Origin of the sequence: Bradyrhizobium algeriense (assembly GCF_036924595.1) — a bacterium.
GTDB lineage: Bacteria > Pseudomonadota > Alphaproteobacteria > Rhizobiales > Xanthobacteraceae > Bradyrhizobium > Bradyrhizobium algeriense.
On the sequence record NZ_JAZHRV010000001.1, the window covers coordinates 2,345,371 to 2,360,109 of the forward strand.

The following is a 14,739-nucleotide window of genomic DNA, read 5'->3' on the forward strand; positions in this document are numbered from 1 at the left end:
CCAATGGCCGAAACCGTCGCCCCGCGTCCCGCATCCACCATCCTGCTGCTGCGCGACAGCGCTGCCGCCAAGGAGGTCGAGGTCTTCATGATGGTTCGCCATTATGAAATCGACTTCAATTCCGGCGCGCTGGTGTTCCCCGGCGGCAGCGTCGACAAAGGCGACAAGGAGATCATCGCGACGCCGGCGCTTTACTCGGGCGGCGAGGGGCTCGACGAGGCCACCTTGAGTTTCCGCATCGCCGCGATCCGCGAAACCTTTGAGGAGAGCGGTATCCTTTTGGCGCGGCCGAAGGGGTCTAAGGTGCTGGTCGACGCCAAGCGCGCGAGCGAAATCGAGGCGGCGCATCGCGCCGACCTCTGCGACGGCAAGATCACTTTCCTCAAGGTGCTCTCCGATAACGGCATGGTGCTGGCGCTCGACGAACTCGTGCCCTATGCGCACTGGATCACGCCGGAGGGAATGCCCAAGCGGTTCGACACCTGGTTCTTCCTCGCCGCCGCACCGCCCGAACAGATCGGCGCCCACGACGGCAAGGAATCCACCGATTCGATCTGGGTCTCGCCGCGCGAGGCGCTGGAAGGCGGCGAGAGCGGGCGCTTCAAGCTGCCGTTCCCGACCACGCGCAACCTGATCAAGCTCGGCAAGCAGGCGAGCGTAAAGGCAGCACTCGACGACTCCAGAGGCAAATCCGTCGTCACCGTGACGCCTGTCATGACCCGGAACAATGGCGGCCGCCAGCTCCGGATTCCCCTCGAAGCCGGTTACGACGGCGAGGTGTTCGAGGTCGGCTCGGTCGGCTGACGCGTCCGTCGCGCGCGAAGCCCCCGCCGTGGGCGAAAGCTGCATCCACACTTCGGTGCATAACGAAGTATCGACGGGCGTCCGGCTGTAATGTCCGTCCCGGAATTGATCGAGACCGGGAAAAGACGGACATGGGCGATAGCCATCCCAAGCGCGCCAGCGCGGCGACCGAACTGGCGCTGCTGCTTGCGCTCGCGACGCTGTGGGGGGCGTCCTATACCTTCATCCGGATCGGCGTTGCGACCATCCCGCCGATCACCCTGATCGCGTGCCGTACGCTGATTGCCGGATTGCTGTTGCTGGCCATCATGCGCTGGCGCGGCGTGAGCATGCCCGTCGATGCCACGACCTGGCGGCGCTTCCTGTTCCAGACCTGCCTCAACAGCGTCATCCCATGGACGATGGTTGCCTGGGGATCGCGGACGCTGGATGCGGGGGTGGCAACCATCCTCAACTCCACGGCGCCGATATTCACGTTTTTCCTGACGCTCGCCATCACGCGCCATGAGGCGGTGACGTCACGGAAGCTGCTCGGCGTCCTCGCCGGGATGGCCGGCATCTGCCTGATCGTCGGGATGCAGGCGCTGGCCGGCTTCGGCGAGGAACTGACGGCCCAGCTCGCGATGGTGCTTGCCGCCATCGCTTACGCAGGCGCCGCCATCCTCGGCCGGGGGTTCAGGGATCTCGATCCGATTGTGCCCGCGGCGGGATCGTTGCTGTGCGGCGCGGCGATCCTGATTCCGGTGAGCCTGGTACTGGAGCGGCCGTGGACGCTGCAGCCGTCGGCCGGTTCGATGCTGGCGCTGCTCGCGCTCGCGGTGTTTTCCACCGCGCTCGCCTTCGTGATCTATTTCCGCCTGATCCGGACCCTGGGATCGATCGGCGCCACGGCGCAGGCCTATCTGCGCGTGCCGATCGGCGTCGCGGTCGGCGTGGTTTTCCTCGGCGAGCAGTTGAGTTCGACCGCCTGGATCGGGCTCGCCTGTGTCGTCGTCGGCGTCGCCGCGATGACAATTCCGGCGCGGAAGACGAGACCGATCGGGGAGGCTGCCTGAACGGACTTCACGTCAGGAAGGCGTCGGCCTGCGCCTGGTCCTGATCGTAGACCCAGCATTCGGACAGCAGTCCGTCGCGCACGGCATAGACCAGCAGGCGCTCGACTTCGGCCGTCCTGCCGTCGCGCTCGAAACGCTCGCGAACCAGCAGCGCACCACGCTCAGGCCCGGCCATGACATCGACGATGGCAAGCAGTTTGCGATTGGTCCGCCTTGTCACCTCGGCCAGGATGCCGAGCGCTGTGGCCTTGCCGGCGTGGTCGCCAGCCAGCGGGTTGCGGCCGAAATAATGCAGCGTGAAGTCGTCATGATAACAGGCGGCAAGCGCTGCGTGGTCGCCAGCGAGCCATGCGCTCGCGTAGCGGCTGACGACCAGTCGTGTGCGCTCAATCGCGGCCTGGTGCTCGATTTCGGACCGGTTATTTGCCATCCTTGTCCATCTCGGGGGATCATTGCCATCCCTGACATTAGATCCACCCGACAATCCGGGCTTTCAAGAACTGGCTATGCGCGCAATGACGGCAGCGAAACTGATCGGGTGGGGCGCACGGGTGCTGTATCTGGGCCCGGCCTTCGGGCTGACGCCGCACCGGAATGCGACCGCCGTCCTTGCCGTCGGCCTCGAAGAGCCGCTCGAAGTCGCTGACGATCCGGCGGATCGCACGGCGCATTATCGCGCAGCCCGCAGCGTGCTGATCCTGCCCAACAGCCTGCATCATTTGCGCATCGAACGGGGCCGGATGGCATTCCTCTATGTCGATCCGTTGGGGCGCGACCTCAAGGCGTTGATCGCGCGGATGACGAACGCAACGCCGCGGGCTGCCTTCGACCTCAGGGAAGAGTCCGGCGTGATCGAAATCATGACCGGTCTGGCCGAAAGCCGGATCGCGCCGCAGGAGGGACGCGCATTGCTCGGCGAACTGCTGGGTGTGGGGACGCGCGGGAAAACCAGCGCGCGCATCGCTGCAGCCCTACGGCATATGCGGGATGAACCGCAGCGCGCCCATCGGCTGACGACCCTGGCGGCGCGGGCGAGCCTGTCGCCATCGCGGTTTTTGCACCTGTTCAAGGCGGAGACCGGGGTGCCGCTGCGGCGCTACCGCATCTGGAACCGGATGGGCGCGGCGCTTCGCGCCAGCGGCGAGGGCGCCTCGCTTACGGAAGCGGCCCACGCCGCCGGCTTTGCCAGCTCGGCGCATTTTTCCAGCGCTTTTCGCGACATGTTCGGCATGACGCCGTCGGATTTGGCGAGGGCGCTGAGCCCGGGGGGCCCAAGTGTGACCGGGCTGTGAGCCGGGCCACCCCCGAGGAATTCGACTTATATAACGCCATTAACCACCGGCCGGCATGTTCCCCATGGCCCGAAATAAATCGTATATTGCGCCCCGATAGGAGCCGGCCCCGACCCACATGACCGCTGAAACGCCGCCGAATTCGCTGCCGCCGCGATCGTTCTCGCTTTCGATCGGCCAACTGACATTCGGCAGTTTCATGCTGGTGCTGGCGGTGATTATCATCACCTCGACCGCCAGTGTCATCGCCATCCGCCACATCGATTCGACCTTTGCCGAGCTGCAGCGGCTGCAGAGCGTCGGCGACCTCGCCCAGGACATCGACCGCCGCATGAACGAATTGCGGCTCGCCGCGCGGGATTTCGTTACCGACCCCGGCACGCAGTCGGTCCAGGTCGGCGAAGCCGCGACCGCGCTCGGCGACGTCTTGAAGAAGACGCGGCTGGAGCTCGCCCCCGAGCAGCAGGACATGATCGACGGCGTCACCGAGCGCCTGACGACCTATCGAAACGGCATCGAGCGCATTTCCGCGCTGATCAATCGCCGCGCCGAAATGATCGTGGCCCTGCCGCCCCTGCGGGAGAAGTTCGATGCCGCGATCGCCGACACGCCCGATCCTCACATTGCATCGGCATTGTTTCAGGCCCAGAGCCGGATCGCCTCGGCGCTGCTGGCGCGTAATCCATCCGCTGCCGAAAATGCCGCAGAGGGCATGCGCTCGATGACCATTACGGAGCCGAAGCTTCGCGCGGCTGTTGATGGTTATGCCGACGTGATTATCGGCATATCGAGGCGCGAAGGGCAGATATCAGACATCGACAAGGAAGTGCTGGGCGCAGAGGGCCGCCTGATCCAGCGCGTCACGGAATTGCTGCGCGAGGTCAGTGAGCGGCGGGGTCGCGTCCTCTCGCGTGATTTTGCCAGGACGCTGGCGGAAGCGAAGTGGCAGAGCATCGTGCTTGGCACCGCCGGCGTGCTGATCGGGATATTCGCGTCATTGCTGGTGGTTCGCCGCACCGTGCGTCCGCTTGGCGCGATCGCAACCTCGATCCGCGCGGTGGCCGGCGGCGAAAAGAACGCCTCGATCCCGGCGACGGATGTAGACAACGAGATCGGTGACATTGCCCGCGCGGCCGAAGTATTCCGGCAAACGCTGGTCGACGCAGACGCGGCGCGCGAGGCGGCGGTGCGCGCGCTCGCCGAACAGCGGCTTGCCGAGGAAAGTTACCGCAAGCTGTTCGAGTCCTCGGTCGACGGAATTTATGTCACGACGCCCGGCGGCACGCTGCTGAACGCCAACCCGGCGCTGGCGCGGATGATGGGCTATGCCACGCCGCAGGATCTGATCAACGGCATCGGCGACATCGCGGGTACGGTCTATGTCCATCCGGAGGCGCGGGCGGAATACGAGCGGCTGATGCAGCGCGACGGCATGGTCCGTGAATACGAGTACCAGGTTCGCACGCGCAACGGCTTGGTGCTCTGGCTCTCCGACAGCGCCAGCGCCGTGCACAACGAGGCCGGCGTCATCGTCCGCTACGAGGGAACGGTGCGCGACATTACCGACCAGAAGCGGGCCGAGGACGCGATCGCCGAAGGCCGCCGCCTGCTGCAAATGGTGATCGACACCGTGCCGGCGGTCATCAACGTCAAGGACAAGGAACTCCGCTATGTCCTGATGAACCGCTATATGGCCGGCATTTTCGGGGTCGAACCGGGGGATGCAATCGGCCGCACCACCGCCGACCTGATGTCGCGCTACGGCGCCGCAAAGACCGACGAGCCCGACAAGCGGGTGCTGGCGGCCGGCAAGGAGCTCGGCTTTTACGAGGAGGAATACAAGGATGCGTCCGGCCATATGCGGCAATGGCTGGTCAACAAGCTGCCGATCCTCGATGCGGCCGGCGAGATCGAGAACATCGTCACCGTCGCGCTCGACATCGGCGAGCGCAAGCGCGTCGAATCCGAGATGCGCAAGGCCAAGGACTCGGCGGAGGGGGCACTGCGGAACTTGCGCGAGACGCAGAATTCGCTGATCGAGGCGGAAAAGCTCGCGGCGTTGGGCCGGCTGGTGGCGGGCGTAGCCCACGAGGTCAACAACCCCGTCGGCATCAGCCTGACGGTTGCGTCCGCGCTGGAGCGCAAGACGTCGAACTTTACCGCGGAGGTCGCCCGCGGCGAACTGCGGCGCTCCAGCCTGAACGATTTTCTCGAGACCAGCCGCGATGCATCATCACAGCTCGTCGCCAACCTCAACCGCGCCGCCGAGCTGATCCAGTCGTTCAAGCAGGTCGCCGCCGACCGCAACTATTCCGACCAGCGCTCTTTCGACCTCGGCGATCTCACCGAGCAGGTGGTGATGAGCCTGCGGCCGGGCCTGCGCAAACACAATCTGACGCTCAATGTCGAGTGCCAGCCCAACCTGATGATGAACAGCTACCCTGGTCCCTACGGACAGGTGCTCACCAACCTGTTCCTCAATTCGGTGGCGCATGCGTTCCCGGACGGCAAGCCCGGCACGGTCGATATCCAGGTGCGCGAGTCCGGCAAGGACAATGTCGAGATCATCTTTTCGGACAACGGCATCGGCATGAGCCTCGACGTCCGCCGCCGCGCCTTCGATCCGTTTTTCACCACGCGGCGCGACCAGGGCGGCACCGGGCTCGGCCTGCACATCGTCTACAGCATTGTGACGACGCGATTGGGCGGCCGGCTTGATCTCGATTCCCAGCCGGGCGGCGGCACGCGCATCCAGATGATCCTGCCGCGCACCGCGCCGCTGGAACAGGCGGCGGAATAGGGAACTGCTAATTGATGTCAGCCAGCTTGTGCAGTGTGGCGCCGAAGATCTGGCTCGCTTTGCCGACCAGCGCGGTTCCATTCATGCTGCCGCGGGTGTCGGTGAAAGTTCCGGATACGCCGATGCCGACGGGATTAGGTCCGCCGAACAGCGGATTGTCATTGTCGCGCGGGGTGGTGTGGCGCTGCACCAGGACCTCGCCCTTGAAGGTATCGCCCTTGACGGTGTAGCTGCCGGTATAAAACAGATAGGCGTCGCCACCGAGGATCTGGCCGTCCCGGAACAGAATGACGCCACTGCCCTTGCCGATGCGCCCATCCAGCAGGGTGACGTGGATCGAATAGAGCCCGTTCTTCATGACGTCCCAGATGCCGGCCGCCGCGCCCACGGAAGCCGGTCAAGGAGTTATGCCAAAGTGCGGCATGCACCGTCAACGCGTCAGGTTGCCTGCCAATTCCCCGTAAGGAAGCAAACGCGAAGCGTACCACTCCGACGTGATGCGAGGGTGATGGACGATGGACCGAATCAAGTTGGCCCGCGAAATGCATAGTCCAGTATGGCACCGGCCGGCGGGTGCTGGAGCAAGAGAAACAGGTGACCAACTGGATCAATTCCGGCGGCCACGTGCCGCACCCATACATCGGAAACAGCAACCGTGAAACTACGGGCCGTCATCGCGCGGGCCGCTGGAAAAAGTGGATGATGATCGGCAGCGTGTTGTTGATGTTGCCGCTCGCCGCCGATCGCGGCGAGGCCCGCGATCCCGACGGGCGCTATGCCAACTCACCGCTGAAGCAATGGTTCGACAGTCTGAGAAGCGGCAAGGGGCCGTGCTGTTCCGACGCTGATGGATATGCGCTGAGCGATGTCGATTGGGAGTCCGGCAACGGGCATTACCGCGTGCGGATCGACGGCGAATGGCACGAGGTGCCTGACGACGCCGTGATCACCGAACCGAATCGCGTCGGCCGAACCATGGTCTGGCCGATGCGCGGTTATCAAGGATTGAGCATCCGCTGCTTCATGCCGGGCAGCATGACGTGAGCAACCATCAATCCTCATCTTCGGAATAAGCGCTCTTGCGCTTATTCCGAAGGAGCCGCGCCAGCGGCGTCTCGAATGATGCAGGCCCGCTTGTGGCCTCATGGTTCGCACGGCGATGCGCAGCATCGTCCGGAGACGCGCGTGTCGCGCTCCTCACCATGAGGATCAAGCGACGCTCACGCGTATTTCTTGTCGCGCTCCAGCAGCTCGATCGAAATGCCCTGCGGCCCGCGGATGAAGCAGATGCGTACGCCGGGCCGGATGGTGGTCGGCTCCTTCGTGAACTCGACGCCCTTGGCCTTGATCTCGGCGGCGACCGCGTCGATGTTTTTCACGGTCAGGCCGAAATGGTCGAGACCCTGATAGGGCGTCACCGGCGGGGTGTTGACGCCGTCGCCGGCGGTGACGGGTGCGATGAACACATTGGCGCCGCCGAGCTTGACGTCGATCCGCCCGGGACCACGGATGATCTCGCCGCCCAGGATGTCTTCCAGCCAGGCCGCGGTCGCTTCGGGATCCGGGCTGCGCAGATGAACATGATCCCAAGTAACTGCCCAATCGACGGTCGGCATTTCGGTCTCCCCATTATTGTTGTTGCGGCGCTCAAGGCCGGTTGCGGCGCGGCCAATGTAGCCGCCGCGCATCCGCAATTCCATCCCGGTCGGGCCGCCGCCGCAATGCAATATTGTCGAGGTGGCATGAAACCATTTCTGCTCTGGGTGATTGTTGACGGGCGGCGGGATCCGTACAGCGGCGGTCGTGACAGAAGCCGTACGGGGAAACGCCCGTAGGGCTTTTTTCGTGCGCGGCACGGCAATCGCCGGCGCTGCGGGGTGAGGGCGCGGCTATGAGAATCGCCGGGTGGTCGTTCGGGAAGTCCGAAGCACGGCTCGCCGTGCTACCGGCCATCGCCATCGCGGGCTGCGCCATATGGTTGATGCTCCCGCAAGCAAGCGATGCCGAGGGGCATGCCACCGCAACGCCGCCTGAAGTCACCCCCGTCACGCAGGATACATCCCGCAACGACGACACGGCCGGGACCCAGGCGACCCTGTCGAGCCCGGCGCCGACCGATGCCAACCCCGCTGCCGCGCCTCTCGACATCGCGCCGCCGGAAACGGTGGAGTCCGCCACGTCGCCGCTCGACGGCCTGAAAATTATTTCGCAGTCGTGGCGAAGGGGCGGACTGGGCTCGAAAGCGCTGGTGACCTTCACGCTCCGCAACGCCAATGACTACGCGGTGAGGGATATCGAAATCGCCTGCAGTTTCGCCCGCCGGGACGGCAGCCACCTGACCGACCGCAGGCGTATCATTCCCGATACCGTGAACATGAAGAGCCGGAAGCGCTATGCCGGCATGCTGGTCGGGTTCGTCAACGTCAACGCAAATAAGGCGAAATGTTCAGTGGTTACAGCCAGCCGAATTTAACCCTGTGCGAATCAAACGCGCGCTCCCGTACCCGAAAATGTGATCGCCGCCTTTGAACCTTGCCGGTGGGGTAGGAACTAACTGGTGTATCGCCCGTTAGGCGATTGAACCGCGCGGTGCTCGCGCGGGGGGAGCGAGATCGATGCCCGTAGCGCGTTATTTCCTGTTTGTCGGCGGAGTGCTGCTCGCGCTGTTGTTGGCGATCGATGCGCTCGTCCCGCAGCAGGCCGTCGTGGCCAGCCAGACCGCTCCTTCGGTCGACAAGACCGTGGTTCGCATTCGTTCCGACCAGAAGCCGCCGGAGCGGGTGGTTTATGACACCAGCCTTCCGACGATTGTTCCGCCGACTGTGACGGCCCGGGCCGTCGCGCCGTCGGTGCCTGCCGTGGCCTCGGCCGATGCCACCGCCCAGGCCCGCGCGCGGGAGACGTTTGCCCAGTTCGTGCCCCCGGAGGCGAAGAAGCCCGAGCCGCAGGTTCAGCGCAAGCGCAAGATCGCCAAGAGCCGTCAGGCGCCGCCGATGCAGTTCGCGCAGCCGCCGCAAATGCGGGTCGCGCAGCAGTCGCATTTCGGCTTCTTCGGCGGTTCGAACTGGAACAGCACTTGGTAGGGTGCCCCGCCTGATTTAGTTAGCGCGGCAGCTTCGGAATCTTATCCGCAAAACCGTTGTAGCAGGTCAGCCGCTCGTCTTCCTCCTTGAGGAAGCGGCAGTCATTGACGCCCTTCGCTGCCGGCGCCTTCGGCTTGGGCTGCGGCGCATAAACGGCGTCGTAGCAATTCAGCCGTTCCTTGGTCGCATCGTCGATGTCCTGGCAGGCCTGCAACTTCTGGGCGACCGATAAAGGCTTTTCTTTTTCCTTCTTGCCCGCAGCAGCTTTCTGCGACCCGACCACAACCAGCGGTTTGCCGCCAATGGTCGGAGGATTGGCGGGGGCGGTCCCCTGAGCCAGCGCCGCCGCCGGATACAGGATCGCCAGCGTCAGTATGATCTTTCTCATGTGAAATGTCCGAATAGCTGCAAGCCGAACGAGCGCGCCTGGAGAGACCAGAAACTCCCGAGCCCTCGGAATCGAAGTCCCGCTGCGCGCCTGCATTCTCTAGCATCATCCCCGAGCGTCTGTCTAACTTGTTGATTTAATAGCCATTCAATTGAGCCCGCGGCGGCCCGGAGGGCCGGACCTTGCTTGACGTCTCGTTGCCCCGGGCCGCTCCGGCTTGTGGTCGACACACCCCATCGCCAGCTTTGTAGTCTAGTGGGCACTCCCTTCGGCGGTCGCGTGGGCGGCGCCGGAGCATTTTCGCTGGCCCGCAGAGGGAGAGCATCAATGTCCGATCCGCAACGTCGGGAGTTTCTGGCCGCCGCAGGCATTGCCTCGCTGGCAGCGCTGGGCGGAGCGCAGCCGGCCGCCGGCGGCGACCCGAGCTTCATGAACAATGTTCCGGACCCAACGCTCGCGGGCAAGGATCTGCCGACCTTCAAATTCGCGCTGGAGAAGTCGGACGGCAAGGTCATCGGCAACAGTTACGGCAAGGAGGCGACCGTTGCGCAATTGCCGATCTCCAAGGGGATCGCCGGCGTCTCGATGCGGCTTGAGCCCGGCGCGATGCGCGAGCTGCATTGGCACGCCACCGCGGCGGAATGGGCGTTCGTTCTCGAGGGCCGCGTCCGCACCACCGTCGTTGACCCAGGTGGCCTCGCCGAGACCAACGATTTCGATCCCGGCGACGTCTGGTACTTCCCGCGCGGCCATGGCCACATGCTGCAATGCCTCGGCGACAAGCCCTGTCACTTCATCCTGATCTTCGACAACGGCTACTTCTCCGAATTCGGCACCTTCAGCATCACCGATTGGGTCGGACATACGCCGCCGGCGCTGCTGGCGAAGAATTTCGGCCTGCCCGAAGCAGCGTTCGCAACGTTTCCGAAGGAGGAAGTGTATTTTGCGCGCGGCAATCTGCCGCCTGCCGAGCCGTCGAAGCCGCTGCAGGGCTGGAAGCTGCCGCCGCAGACCCATAAATACCGCCTGCTGGCGCAGCCGCCGCATGCGACCTATCGGGGCGGCCGCGAGTGGCGCGTCGATTCCTTGAGCTTCCCGATTGCGAAGACGATCACGGGCGTCGTACTCGATCTCGATCCCGGCGCGCTGCGGACGCTGCACTGGCATCCGAACGCCGACGAGTGGCAGTACGTCGTCGAGGGTGAGGTGAGCGTCACTCTGTTCGGCTCGCACGGCCGCTACCGGGTCGAGCGATTGCAGAAGGGCGACGTCGGCTACATCCCGCAGGGCTATGGTCACTCGATCGAGAATGTCGGCAGCGGACCGGCGCGCATCCTGATCGGATTCAATGCCGGCATCTACGAGACCATCGACCTGTCGCAATGGATCGCGGCAAATCCAAAGGATGTGCTCGCCACGAATTTTGGCCAGCCGGCGGAAGTGTTCGGAAAATTCCCGGATCGCGACGTGTTCATCGCCGGCAAGGATGGCGCCTGATAGGAGAGGGCCGCCAAGCCTGGATTAACAAGCGTGCATTAAAACGTCGACTGATCTCGTGGCGCAATTGCGTCCGTATGCTATCGCGCCGATCTAGCGCAGGCGGTAGGCGTCAAATGCGTGAGCCAGGAATATGCCGATACTGACGAAGATAAGGAATGCCGTCACGACCTCGGTCATAGCCTTCCTCCCTGTATGGTCATGCCGAGAAGGGCACGCTTGAGGAACTCGCGGTAGATGAGGTTGAGGACCGATACAAACATGATCTAACCCCGTGGTTTGATTGATAACACCGTAGGGGACCTTTGTTTCCGGAGGACTTCGCGGCGGATCGAAATGGTTTCGTTGCGCCGGCTGCGGATCACGGAATCGCGACGGAACTGGACGTTCGATCGTCGTCGCCCGCCCTTTTCTCGCCATCCTAGTTCGAGAGACCTGCGGCGGCAGGTCTGCGAAGGCCGTGTTCCCAAAGGTTCCGCGTGATCGTTCGACATTTGCTGCAAGACGAGGCTATTACGTCCCGCCGCGCGTTCCTGCGCGGGATTGCGTCCTCAGCCAGCGTGCTCGCGCTCGGCGGTTGCGCCAGCTTGGGCGCGACGGGCGCGCGTTACGATGCTGCGTCGCTCTCGGTGGAGCCGACATTGCTCGTTGCAACCACGCGCAAGCCGGTGAACGGCGGGCGGACGAAACCCTGGTTCGGGCCGGAGCGCGCGACAAGGATGACCGTCGGCCGGGCGAAGCTGGTGCCGCCTGACGAGAGCCGCTTCTCGCTCGCCGCAGCCGGTATTGGCGATTGGCGTCTCGACGGGGTCGAGCCGGTGTCGGGAGAGGTCAGCGATCTTCTCGCCAGCGGCGGAGGCGACGTCCTGATTTACGTGCACGGTTTCAAGCAGACATTTGAGACAGCGGCGCTCGATGCCGCACATCTTGCCGATGGCATCAAATTCCGCGGCCAGACGATGGTCTTCTCCTGGCCGTCCAAGGCGGGATTGTTCGACTACGCCTATGACCGTGACAGCGCGATGTGGTCGCGCGATGGCTTCGAACGCGTGCTCCAATCCGCCGTCACGGCTCCCGGCGTCGGCCGTGTTCACATCGTCGCGCACAGTATGGGCACCATGCTGACGCTCGAAAGCCTGCGCCAGCTCTATGCGCGAAATGGCGACAGCGTTACGGACAAGATCGGGGCCGTGGTGTTTGCCTCACCTGACATCGATATGGACGTGTTCTCGTCGGCGGTTGTCCGCATCGGTCCGCTCGGCCGCAAGATCACCGTCGTCGCCGCGACGAACGACCGCGCTCTGGCGCTGTCGGGACGACTGGCTGGCGGGATGACACGGGTCGGCGCCGCCGAGAAAGCCGCCATCGAGCAACTCGGGGTGCGCGTCATCGATGCCTCCGAGGCCGGCTGGGGCATCATCAACCACGATTTGTTCCTGTCCAATGCGGAAGTGCGGCGGGTGATACGCCGTTCGATCGACACCTCAGCCGCGTAAGGCGGGTGCCGATTACGAGCGGTGCAGGATTCTGCGATCGATGGGATTGAAGGTGGCGCTGGACGATTTCGGGTCGGGGCAGTCCAGCCTGAGCTATGTCCATCAATTGTCGCCGGACAAGATCAAGATCGACCGCGGCTTCATTCGCAATATCGCGACGCAGGACAACGCCCGCAACATCGTCAAGACGGTGATCGACCTGTGCCGCAACCTGAAATTCGACTGCGTGGTCGAAGGTGTGGAAACGGCCGAGCAGGTCGAGATCATCGGCCGTCTCGGTTGCTCGACGATGCAAAGATATTTCTTTGCGAAGCCGATGCCGCAAGGTGAGGTCGAGAGCTTCATCGCTAGCTACCGCATGTCGGATCATCCGCGACTCGCCGCCGTGGCCGGGTGAGATTCGATCGACACCTGATGTCGTAGCGCCGTTGCCGCACAGTGCAGCGGAATCGCACCGCACATGATGGCGACAACCTGTCATTGATCGCGTGGGCCGTCGCAATGTCACCATGCTGTCACCCTTAATGTCGCCAAATTGACGGAACATTTATTCGTGGCCGGCACGAAGGTGCCCGGTCTCGCCTCGAACTGCTCAACGCTTGAACTGCTCAACGTGCGCAACGCCGACCGGTTGTCGGCGCGCGACGCTTTGCGGATAGGTCGTGGAGATACAGGGCGGCGCCGGGCGCTTGCCGGCGATCCGAATTATTCAGTTGATACAGAGGAATAAGAATGATGCGTCAAGCAACATCGAAGGCCGCGGCAGGTTCGAGCGCGAACCGCCGACAAGTGCTGTCACTCGCGGCGGGCATCGCCTTGCTCGCGGGCGTCACCTCGGCTCACGCGCAGAGCACGGGTATCGCAGCCTGTGACGACTTCCTGACCAAATACGATGCCTGCATCGTCTCCAAGGTCCCCGAGGCACAGCGCGCGATGTACAAGACGCAGATCGACCAGACGCGCAAGGCGTGGGTCGACATGGCGAAGAATCCATCGGCGAAGGCGACCATGGAATCGACCTGCAAGCAGACGCTGGATGCGACGAAGGCCTCGCTCACGGCGTATGGCTGCTCATTCTGATCGGCGTGCGCCGCTGAAAAGGAATGGCGCCGAGTAGGCGCTATTCCTTGACGGCGGCGGGCGAGACGGGGGAGCGGCCGACGATGCCGGCGAGGCGCGCTTCCGGAACATTGGCCGAAACGGCGTGTGCACCGCCGGCACGCGATTCACGATCAAGCGGCGCGTCGTCAAGGCGCGGTCTGCAAACTTCTCTTTATGCCATTAACCACTTGTTAACCATAACGCCCCAGCATTGCCCCTCTGTAGAGAGTCGCCACGGGCTTTGGTCCGAGGCGCTATTGATCGTTCATCTTGGGGGCGGGCTGAGGCTCGCGGGGCTCCAAGGAGTAACGTCATGTCGTCACCTGGCGTACGACACCAGGCAAGTCTGCTTTCCGAATTCGTCCTGGCGATTTTCGGCGCGCTTGGTTTGGGTCTCCCGATTGCGGTTGCGATCATCTGGATTTGTTCCTGATCGGCATGCCCGCTGCTATTTGACGGCGCTCGGCTGTGAGGGGCGCGGTGGGCTGCGGCCGATGAAAAGGCCACAGTCTCCTCGGACCGCATCTCAGATTGCAGGTGCGATCAGTCCGACCCTCATATCCTTGGCGAGATACACGCATGCGTCGTCGGCAAACACGCTGCCGTCAGCAATGCCAACAGCCAGCTTGCCACGCCTTACGAGGCGCATGTTGACTTCGTAGCGCACGCGCTTGACGTCTGGCGTTATATGCCCCCGGAACTTGACCTCGCCGACGCCGACGGCGCGGCCCTTGCCCGGTGAGCCCGACCAGCCAAGCCAATAGCCGACGATCTGCCACATGGCGTCCAGACCCAGACATCCCGGCATCACGGGATCGCTGGGAAAGTGGCAGTCGAAAAACCAGAGGCTAGGCGTGATATCCAGCTCGGCGATAACGTGGCCCTTGCCGAATTCGCCGCCGTCCAGGCTGATCTCGGTGATACGGTCCATCATCAGCATGGGCGGTGCCGGCAGCTGGGCATTGCCCGGGCCGAAATAACCGCCTTCGCTCGATCTGAGCAGATCTTCCTTGGTGTAGGACGATTGCGGCGCGTGAAAGTCGCGAGGGTTGGACAAGGCAAACTCCTTCGGCGTTTGGCTGCCGCTAGCTCGGCGTCAGGCGACTTTGTCGCGTTCGGTTTTTTTGATGCCGGCGCCAGCCGTCAGGCGCAGGGCTCCGGCTATGAAGGCCCAAATTTCATCCGTGAGTTTCTCCGGATCGGGTCGTTGTTCGCTCAGCACG

General features: G+C 63.7%; 15 protein-coding genes and 1 pseudogene. 11 read left to right on the top strand and 5 right to left on the bottom strand.

Annotated features, from left to right (window positions below):
* Positions 1-3: 3 nt before the first annotated feature.
* The gene (locus V1286_RS11405; RefSeq protein ID WP_334479626.1) at positions 4-804 is read left to right on the top strand and encodes an NUDIX hydrolase; all 801 of its coding nucleotides are present in this window, start codon (positions 4-6) and stop codon (positions 802-804) included.
* A 131-nt stretch (positions 805-935) separates the two neighbouring features.
* Positions 936-1,859 (top strand): DMT family transporter, encoded by a 924-nt coding sequence (locus V1286_RS11410; RefSeq protein WP_334479627.1) that lies wholly within the window; start codon positions 936-938, stop codon positions 1,857-1,859.
* Positions 1,860-1,866: 7 nt separating this feature from the next.
* Here V1286_RS11410 and V1286_RS11415 read toward each other — a convergent pair whose 3' ends face one another.
* The gene (locus V1286_RS11415; protein ID WP_334479629.1) at positions 1,867-2,289 is read right to left on the bottom strand and encodes a nuclear transport factor 2 family protein; all 423 of its coding nucleotides are present in this window, start codon (positions 2,287-2,289) and stop codon (positions 1,867-1,869) included.
* 85 nt (positions 2,290-2,374) lie between these two features.
* Between V1286_RS11415 and V1286_RS11420 the strand changes: the two genes are divergently transcribed.
* Both V1286_RS11420 and V1286_RS11425 read left to right on the top strand, forming a co-directional pair.
* Positions 2,375-3,151 carry an AraC family transcriptional regulator gene (locus tag V1286_RS11420; RefSeq protein WP_334479631.1) on the top strand — a complete coding sequence of 259 codons (777 nt, stop codon included), beginning with the start codon at positions 2,375-2,377 and terminating at the stop codon, positions 3,149-3,151.
* A 118-nt stretch (positions 3,152-3,269) separates the two neighbouring features.
* The gene (locus V1286_RS11425; RefSeq protein ID WP_334479632.1) at positions 3,270-5,951 is read left to right on the top strand and encodes a PAS domain S-box protein; all 2,682 of its coding nucleotides are present in this window, start codon (positions 3,270-3,272) and stop codon (positions 5,949-5,951) included.
* A 7-nt stretch (positions 5,952-5,958) separates the two neighbouring features.
* On the opposite strand, the gene V1286_RS11430 is transcribed toward V1286_RS11425, so the two are convergent.
* Complete coding sequence (locus V1286_RS11430; RefSeq protein ID WP_025590730.1) at positions 5,959-6,309, bottom strand: GrlR family regulatory protein; 351 nt, start codon at positions 6,307-6,309, stop codon at positions 5,959-5,961.
* 236 nt (positions 6,310-6,545) lie between these two features.
* Here V1286_RS11430 and V1286_RS11435 point away from each other — a divergent pair, with 236 nt between their 5' ends.
* The gene (locus V1286_RS11435; RefSeq protein ID WP_334479633.1) at positions 6,546-6,995 is read left to right on the top strand and encodes a hypothetical protein; all 450 of its coding nucleotides are present in this window, start codon (positions 6,546-6,548) and stop codon (positions 6,993-6,995) included.
* Positions 6,996-7,171: 176 nt separating this feature from the next.
* On the opposite strand, the gene V1286_RS11440 is transcribed toward V1286_RS11435, so the two are convergent.
* Positions 7,172-7,567, bottom strand: a complete 396-nt coding sequence (locus V1286_RS11440; RefSeq protein ID WP_334489623.1) for a VOC family protein — start codon at positions 7,565-7,567, stop codon at positions 7,172-7,174.
* A 275-nt stretch (positions 7,568-7,842) separates the two neighbouring features.
* Here V1286_RS11440 and V1286_RS11445 point away from each other — a divergent pair, with 275 nt between their 5' ends.
* Positions 7,843-8,424 (top strand): hypothetical protein, encoded by a 582-nt coding sequence (locus V1286_RS11445; RefSeq protein WP_334479634.1) that lies wholly within the window; start codon positions 7,843-7,845, stop codon positions 8,422-8,424.
* Positions 8,425-8,566: 142 nt separating this feature from the next.
* Entirely contained in the window at positions 8,567-9,034 is a 468-nt protein-coding gene (locus V1286_RS11450; RefSeq protein WP_334479636.1) for a hypothetical protein, read from the top strand.
* Positions 9,035-9,053: 19 nt separating this feature from the next.
* Here the strand turns inward: V1286_RS11450 and V1286_RS11455 are convergent, their stop codons facing one another.
* Positions 9,054-9,518 carry a hypothetical protein gene (locus tag V1286_RS11455; protein ID WP_334479638.1) on the bottom strand — a complete coding sequence of 155 codons (465 nt, stop codon included), beginning with the start codon at positions 9,516-9,518 and terminating at the stop codon, positions 9,054-9,056.
* A 231-nt stretch (positions 9,519-9,749) separates the two neighbouring features.
* Between V1286_RS11455 and V1286_RS11460 the strand changes: the two genes are divergently transcribed.
* The 4 genes and pseudogenes from V1286_RS11460 (at position 9,750) to V1286_RS11475 (ending at position 13,495) form a co-directional block, all read left to right on the top strand.
* Entirely contained in the window at positions 9,750-10,919 is a 1,170-nt protein-coding gene (locus tag V1286_RS11460; RefSeq protein ID WP_334479640.1) for a cupin domain-containing protein, read from the top strand.
* 479 nt (positions 10,920-11,398) lie between these two features.
* Positions 11,399-12,415 (top strand): alpha/beta hydrolase, encoded by a 1,017-nt coding sequence (locus V1286_RS11465; RefSeq protein WP_334479641.1) that lies wholly within the window; start codon positions 11,399-11,401, stop codon positions 12,413-12,415.
* Positions 12,416-12,434: 19 nt separating this feature from the next.
* Positions 12,435-12,812, top strand: a pseudogene (locus tag V1286_RS11470) (EAL domain-containing protein); the annotation flags it as partial.
* 335 nt (positions 12,813-13,147) lie between these two features.
* Complete coding sequence (locus V1286_RS11475; protein WP_334479643.1) at positions 13,148-13,495, top strand: hypothetical protein; 348 nt, start codon at positions 13,148-13,150, stop codon at positions 13,493-13,495.
* A 547-nt stretch (positions 13,496-14,042) separates the two neighbouring features.
* Here V1286_RS11475 and fabA read toward each other — a convergent pair.
* Positions 14,043-14,573, bottom strand: a complete 531-nt coding sequence (gene fabA, locus V1286_RS11480; protein WP_334479645.1) for a bifunctional 3-hydroxydecanoyl-ACP dehydratase/trans-2-decenoyl-ACP isomerase — start codon at positions 14,571-14,573, stop codon at positions 14,043-14,045.
* Positions 14,574-14,739 lie beyond the last annotated feature (166 nt).

What these genes read in the sequence shown, in the direction of transcription:
- V1286_RS11420 (WP_334479631.1), top strand. Translation starts at nt 2,375, where the DNA reads ATGACGGCAGCGAAACTGATCGGGTGGGGCGCACGGGTGCTGTATCTG.
- V1286_RS11430 (WP_025590730.1), bottom strand. Translation starts at nt 6,309, where the DNA reads ATGAAGAACGGGCTCTATTCGATCCACGTCACCCTGCTGGATGGGCGC.
- V1286_RS11475 (WP_334479643.1), top strand. Translation starts at nt 13,148, where the DNA reads ATGATGCGTCAAGCAACATCGAAGGCCGCGGCAGGTTCGAGCGCGAAC.
- V1286_RS11425 (WP_334479632.1), top strand. Translation starts at nt 3,270, where the DNA reads ATGACCGCTGAAACGCCGCCGAATTCGCTGCCGCCGCGATCGTTCTCG.
- V1286_RS11460 (WP_334479640.1), top strand. Translation starts at nt 9,750, where the DNA reads ATGTCCGATCCGCAACGTCGGGAGTTTCTGGCCGCCGCAGGCATTGCC.
- V1286_RS11445 (WP_334479634.1), top strand. Translation starts at nt 7,843, where the DNA reads ATGAGAATCGCCGGGTGGTCGTTCGGGAAGTCCGAAGCACGGCTCGCC.
- V1286_RS11440 (WP_334489623.1), bottom strand. Translation starts at nt 7,567, where the DNA reads ATGCCGACCGTCGATTGGGCAGTTACTTGGGATCATGTTCATCTGCGC.
- V1286_RS11450 (WP_334479636.1), top strand. Translation starts at nt 8,567, where the DNA reads ATGCCCGTAGCGCGTTATTTCCTGTTTGTCGGCGGAGTGCTGCTCGCG.
- V1286_RS11405 (WP_334479626.1), top strand. Translation starts at nt 4, where the DNA reads ATGGCCGAAACCGTCGCCCCGCGTCCCGCATCCACCATCCTGCTGCTG.
- V1286_RS11415 (WP_334479629.1), bottom strand. Translation starts at nt 2,289, where the DNA reads ATGGCAAATAACCGGTCCGAAATCGAGCACCAGGCCGCGATTGAGCGC.
- V1286_RS11455 (WP_334479638.1), bottom strand. Translation starts at nt 9,518, where the DNA reads ATGCAGGCGCGCAGCGGGACTTCGATTCCGAGGGCTCGGGAGTTTCTG.
- V1286_RS11410 (WP_334479627.1), top strand. Translation starts at nt 936, where the DNA reads ATGGGCGATAGCCATCCCAAGCGCGCCAGCGCGGCGACCGAACTGGCG.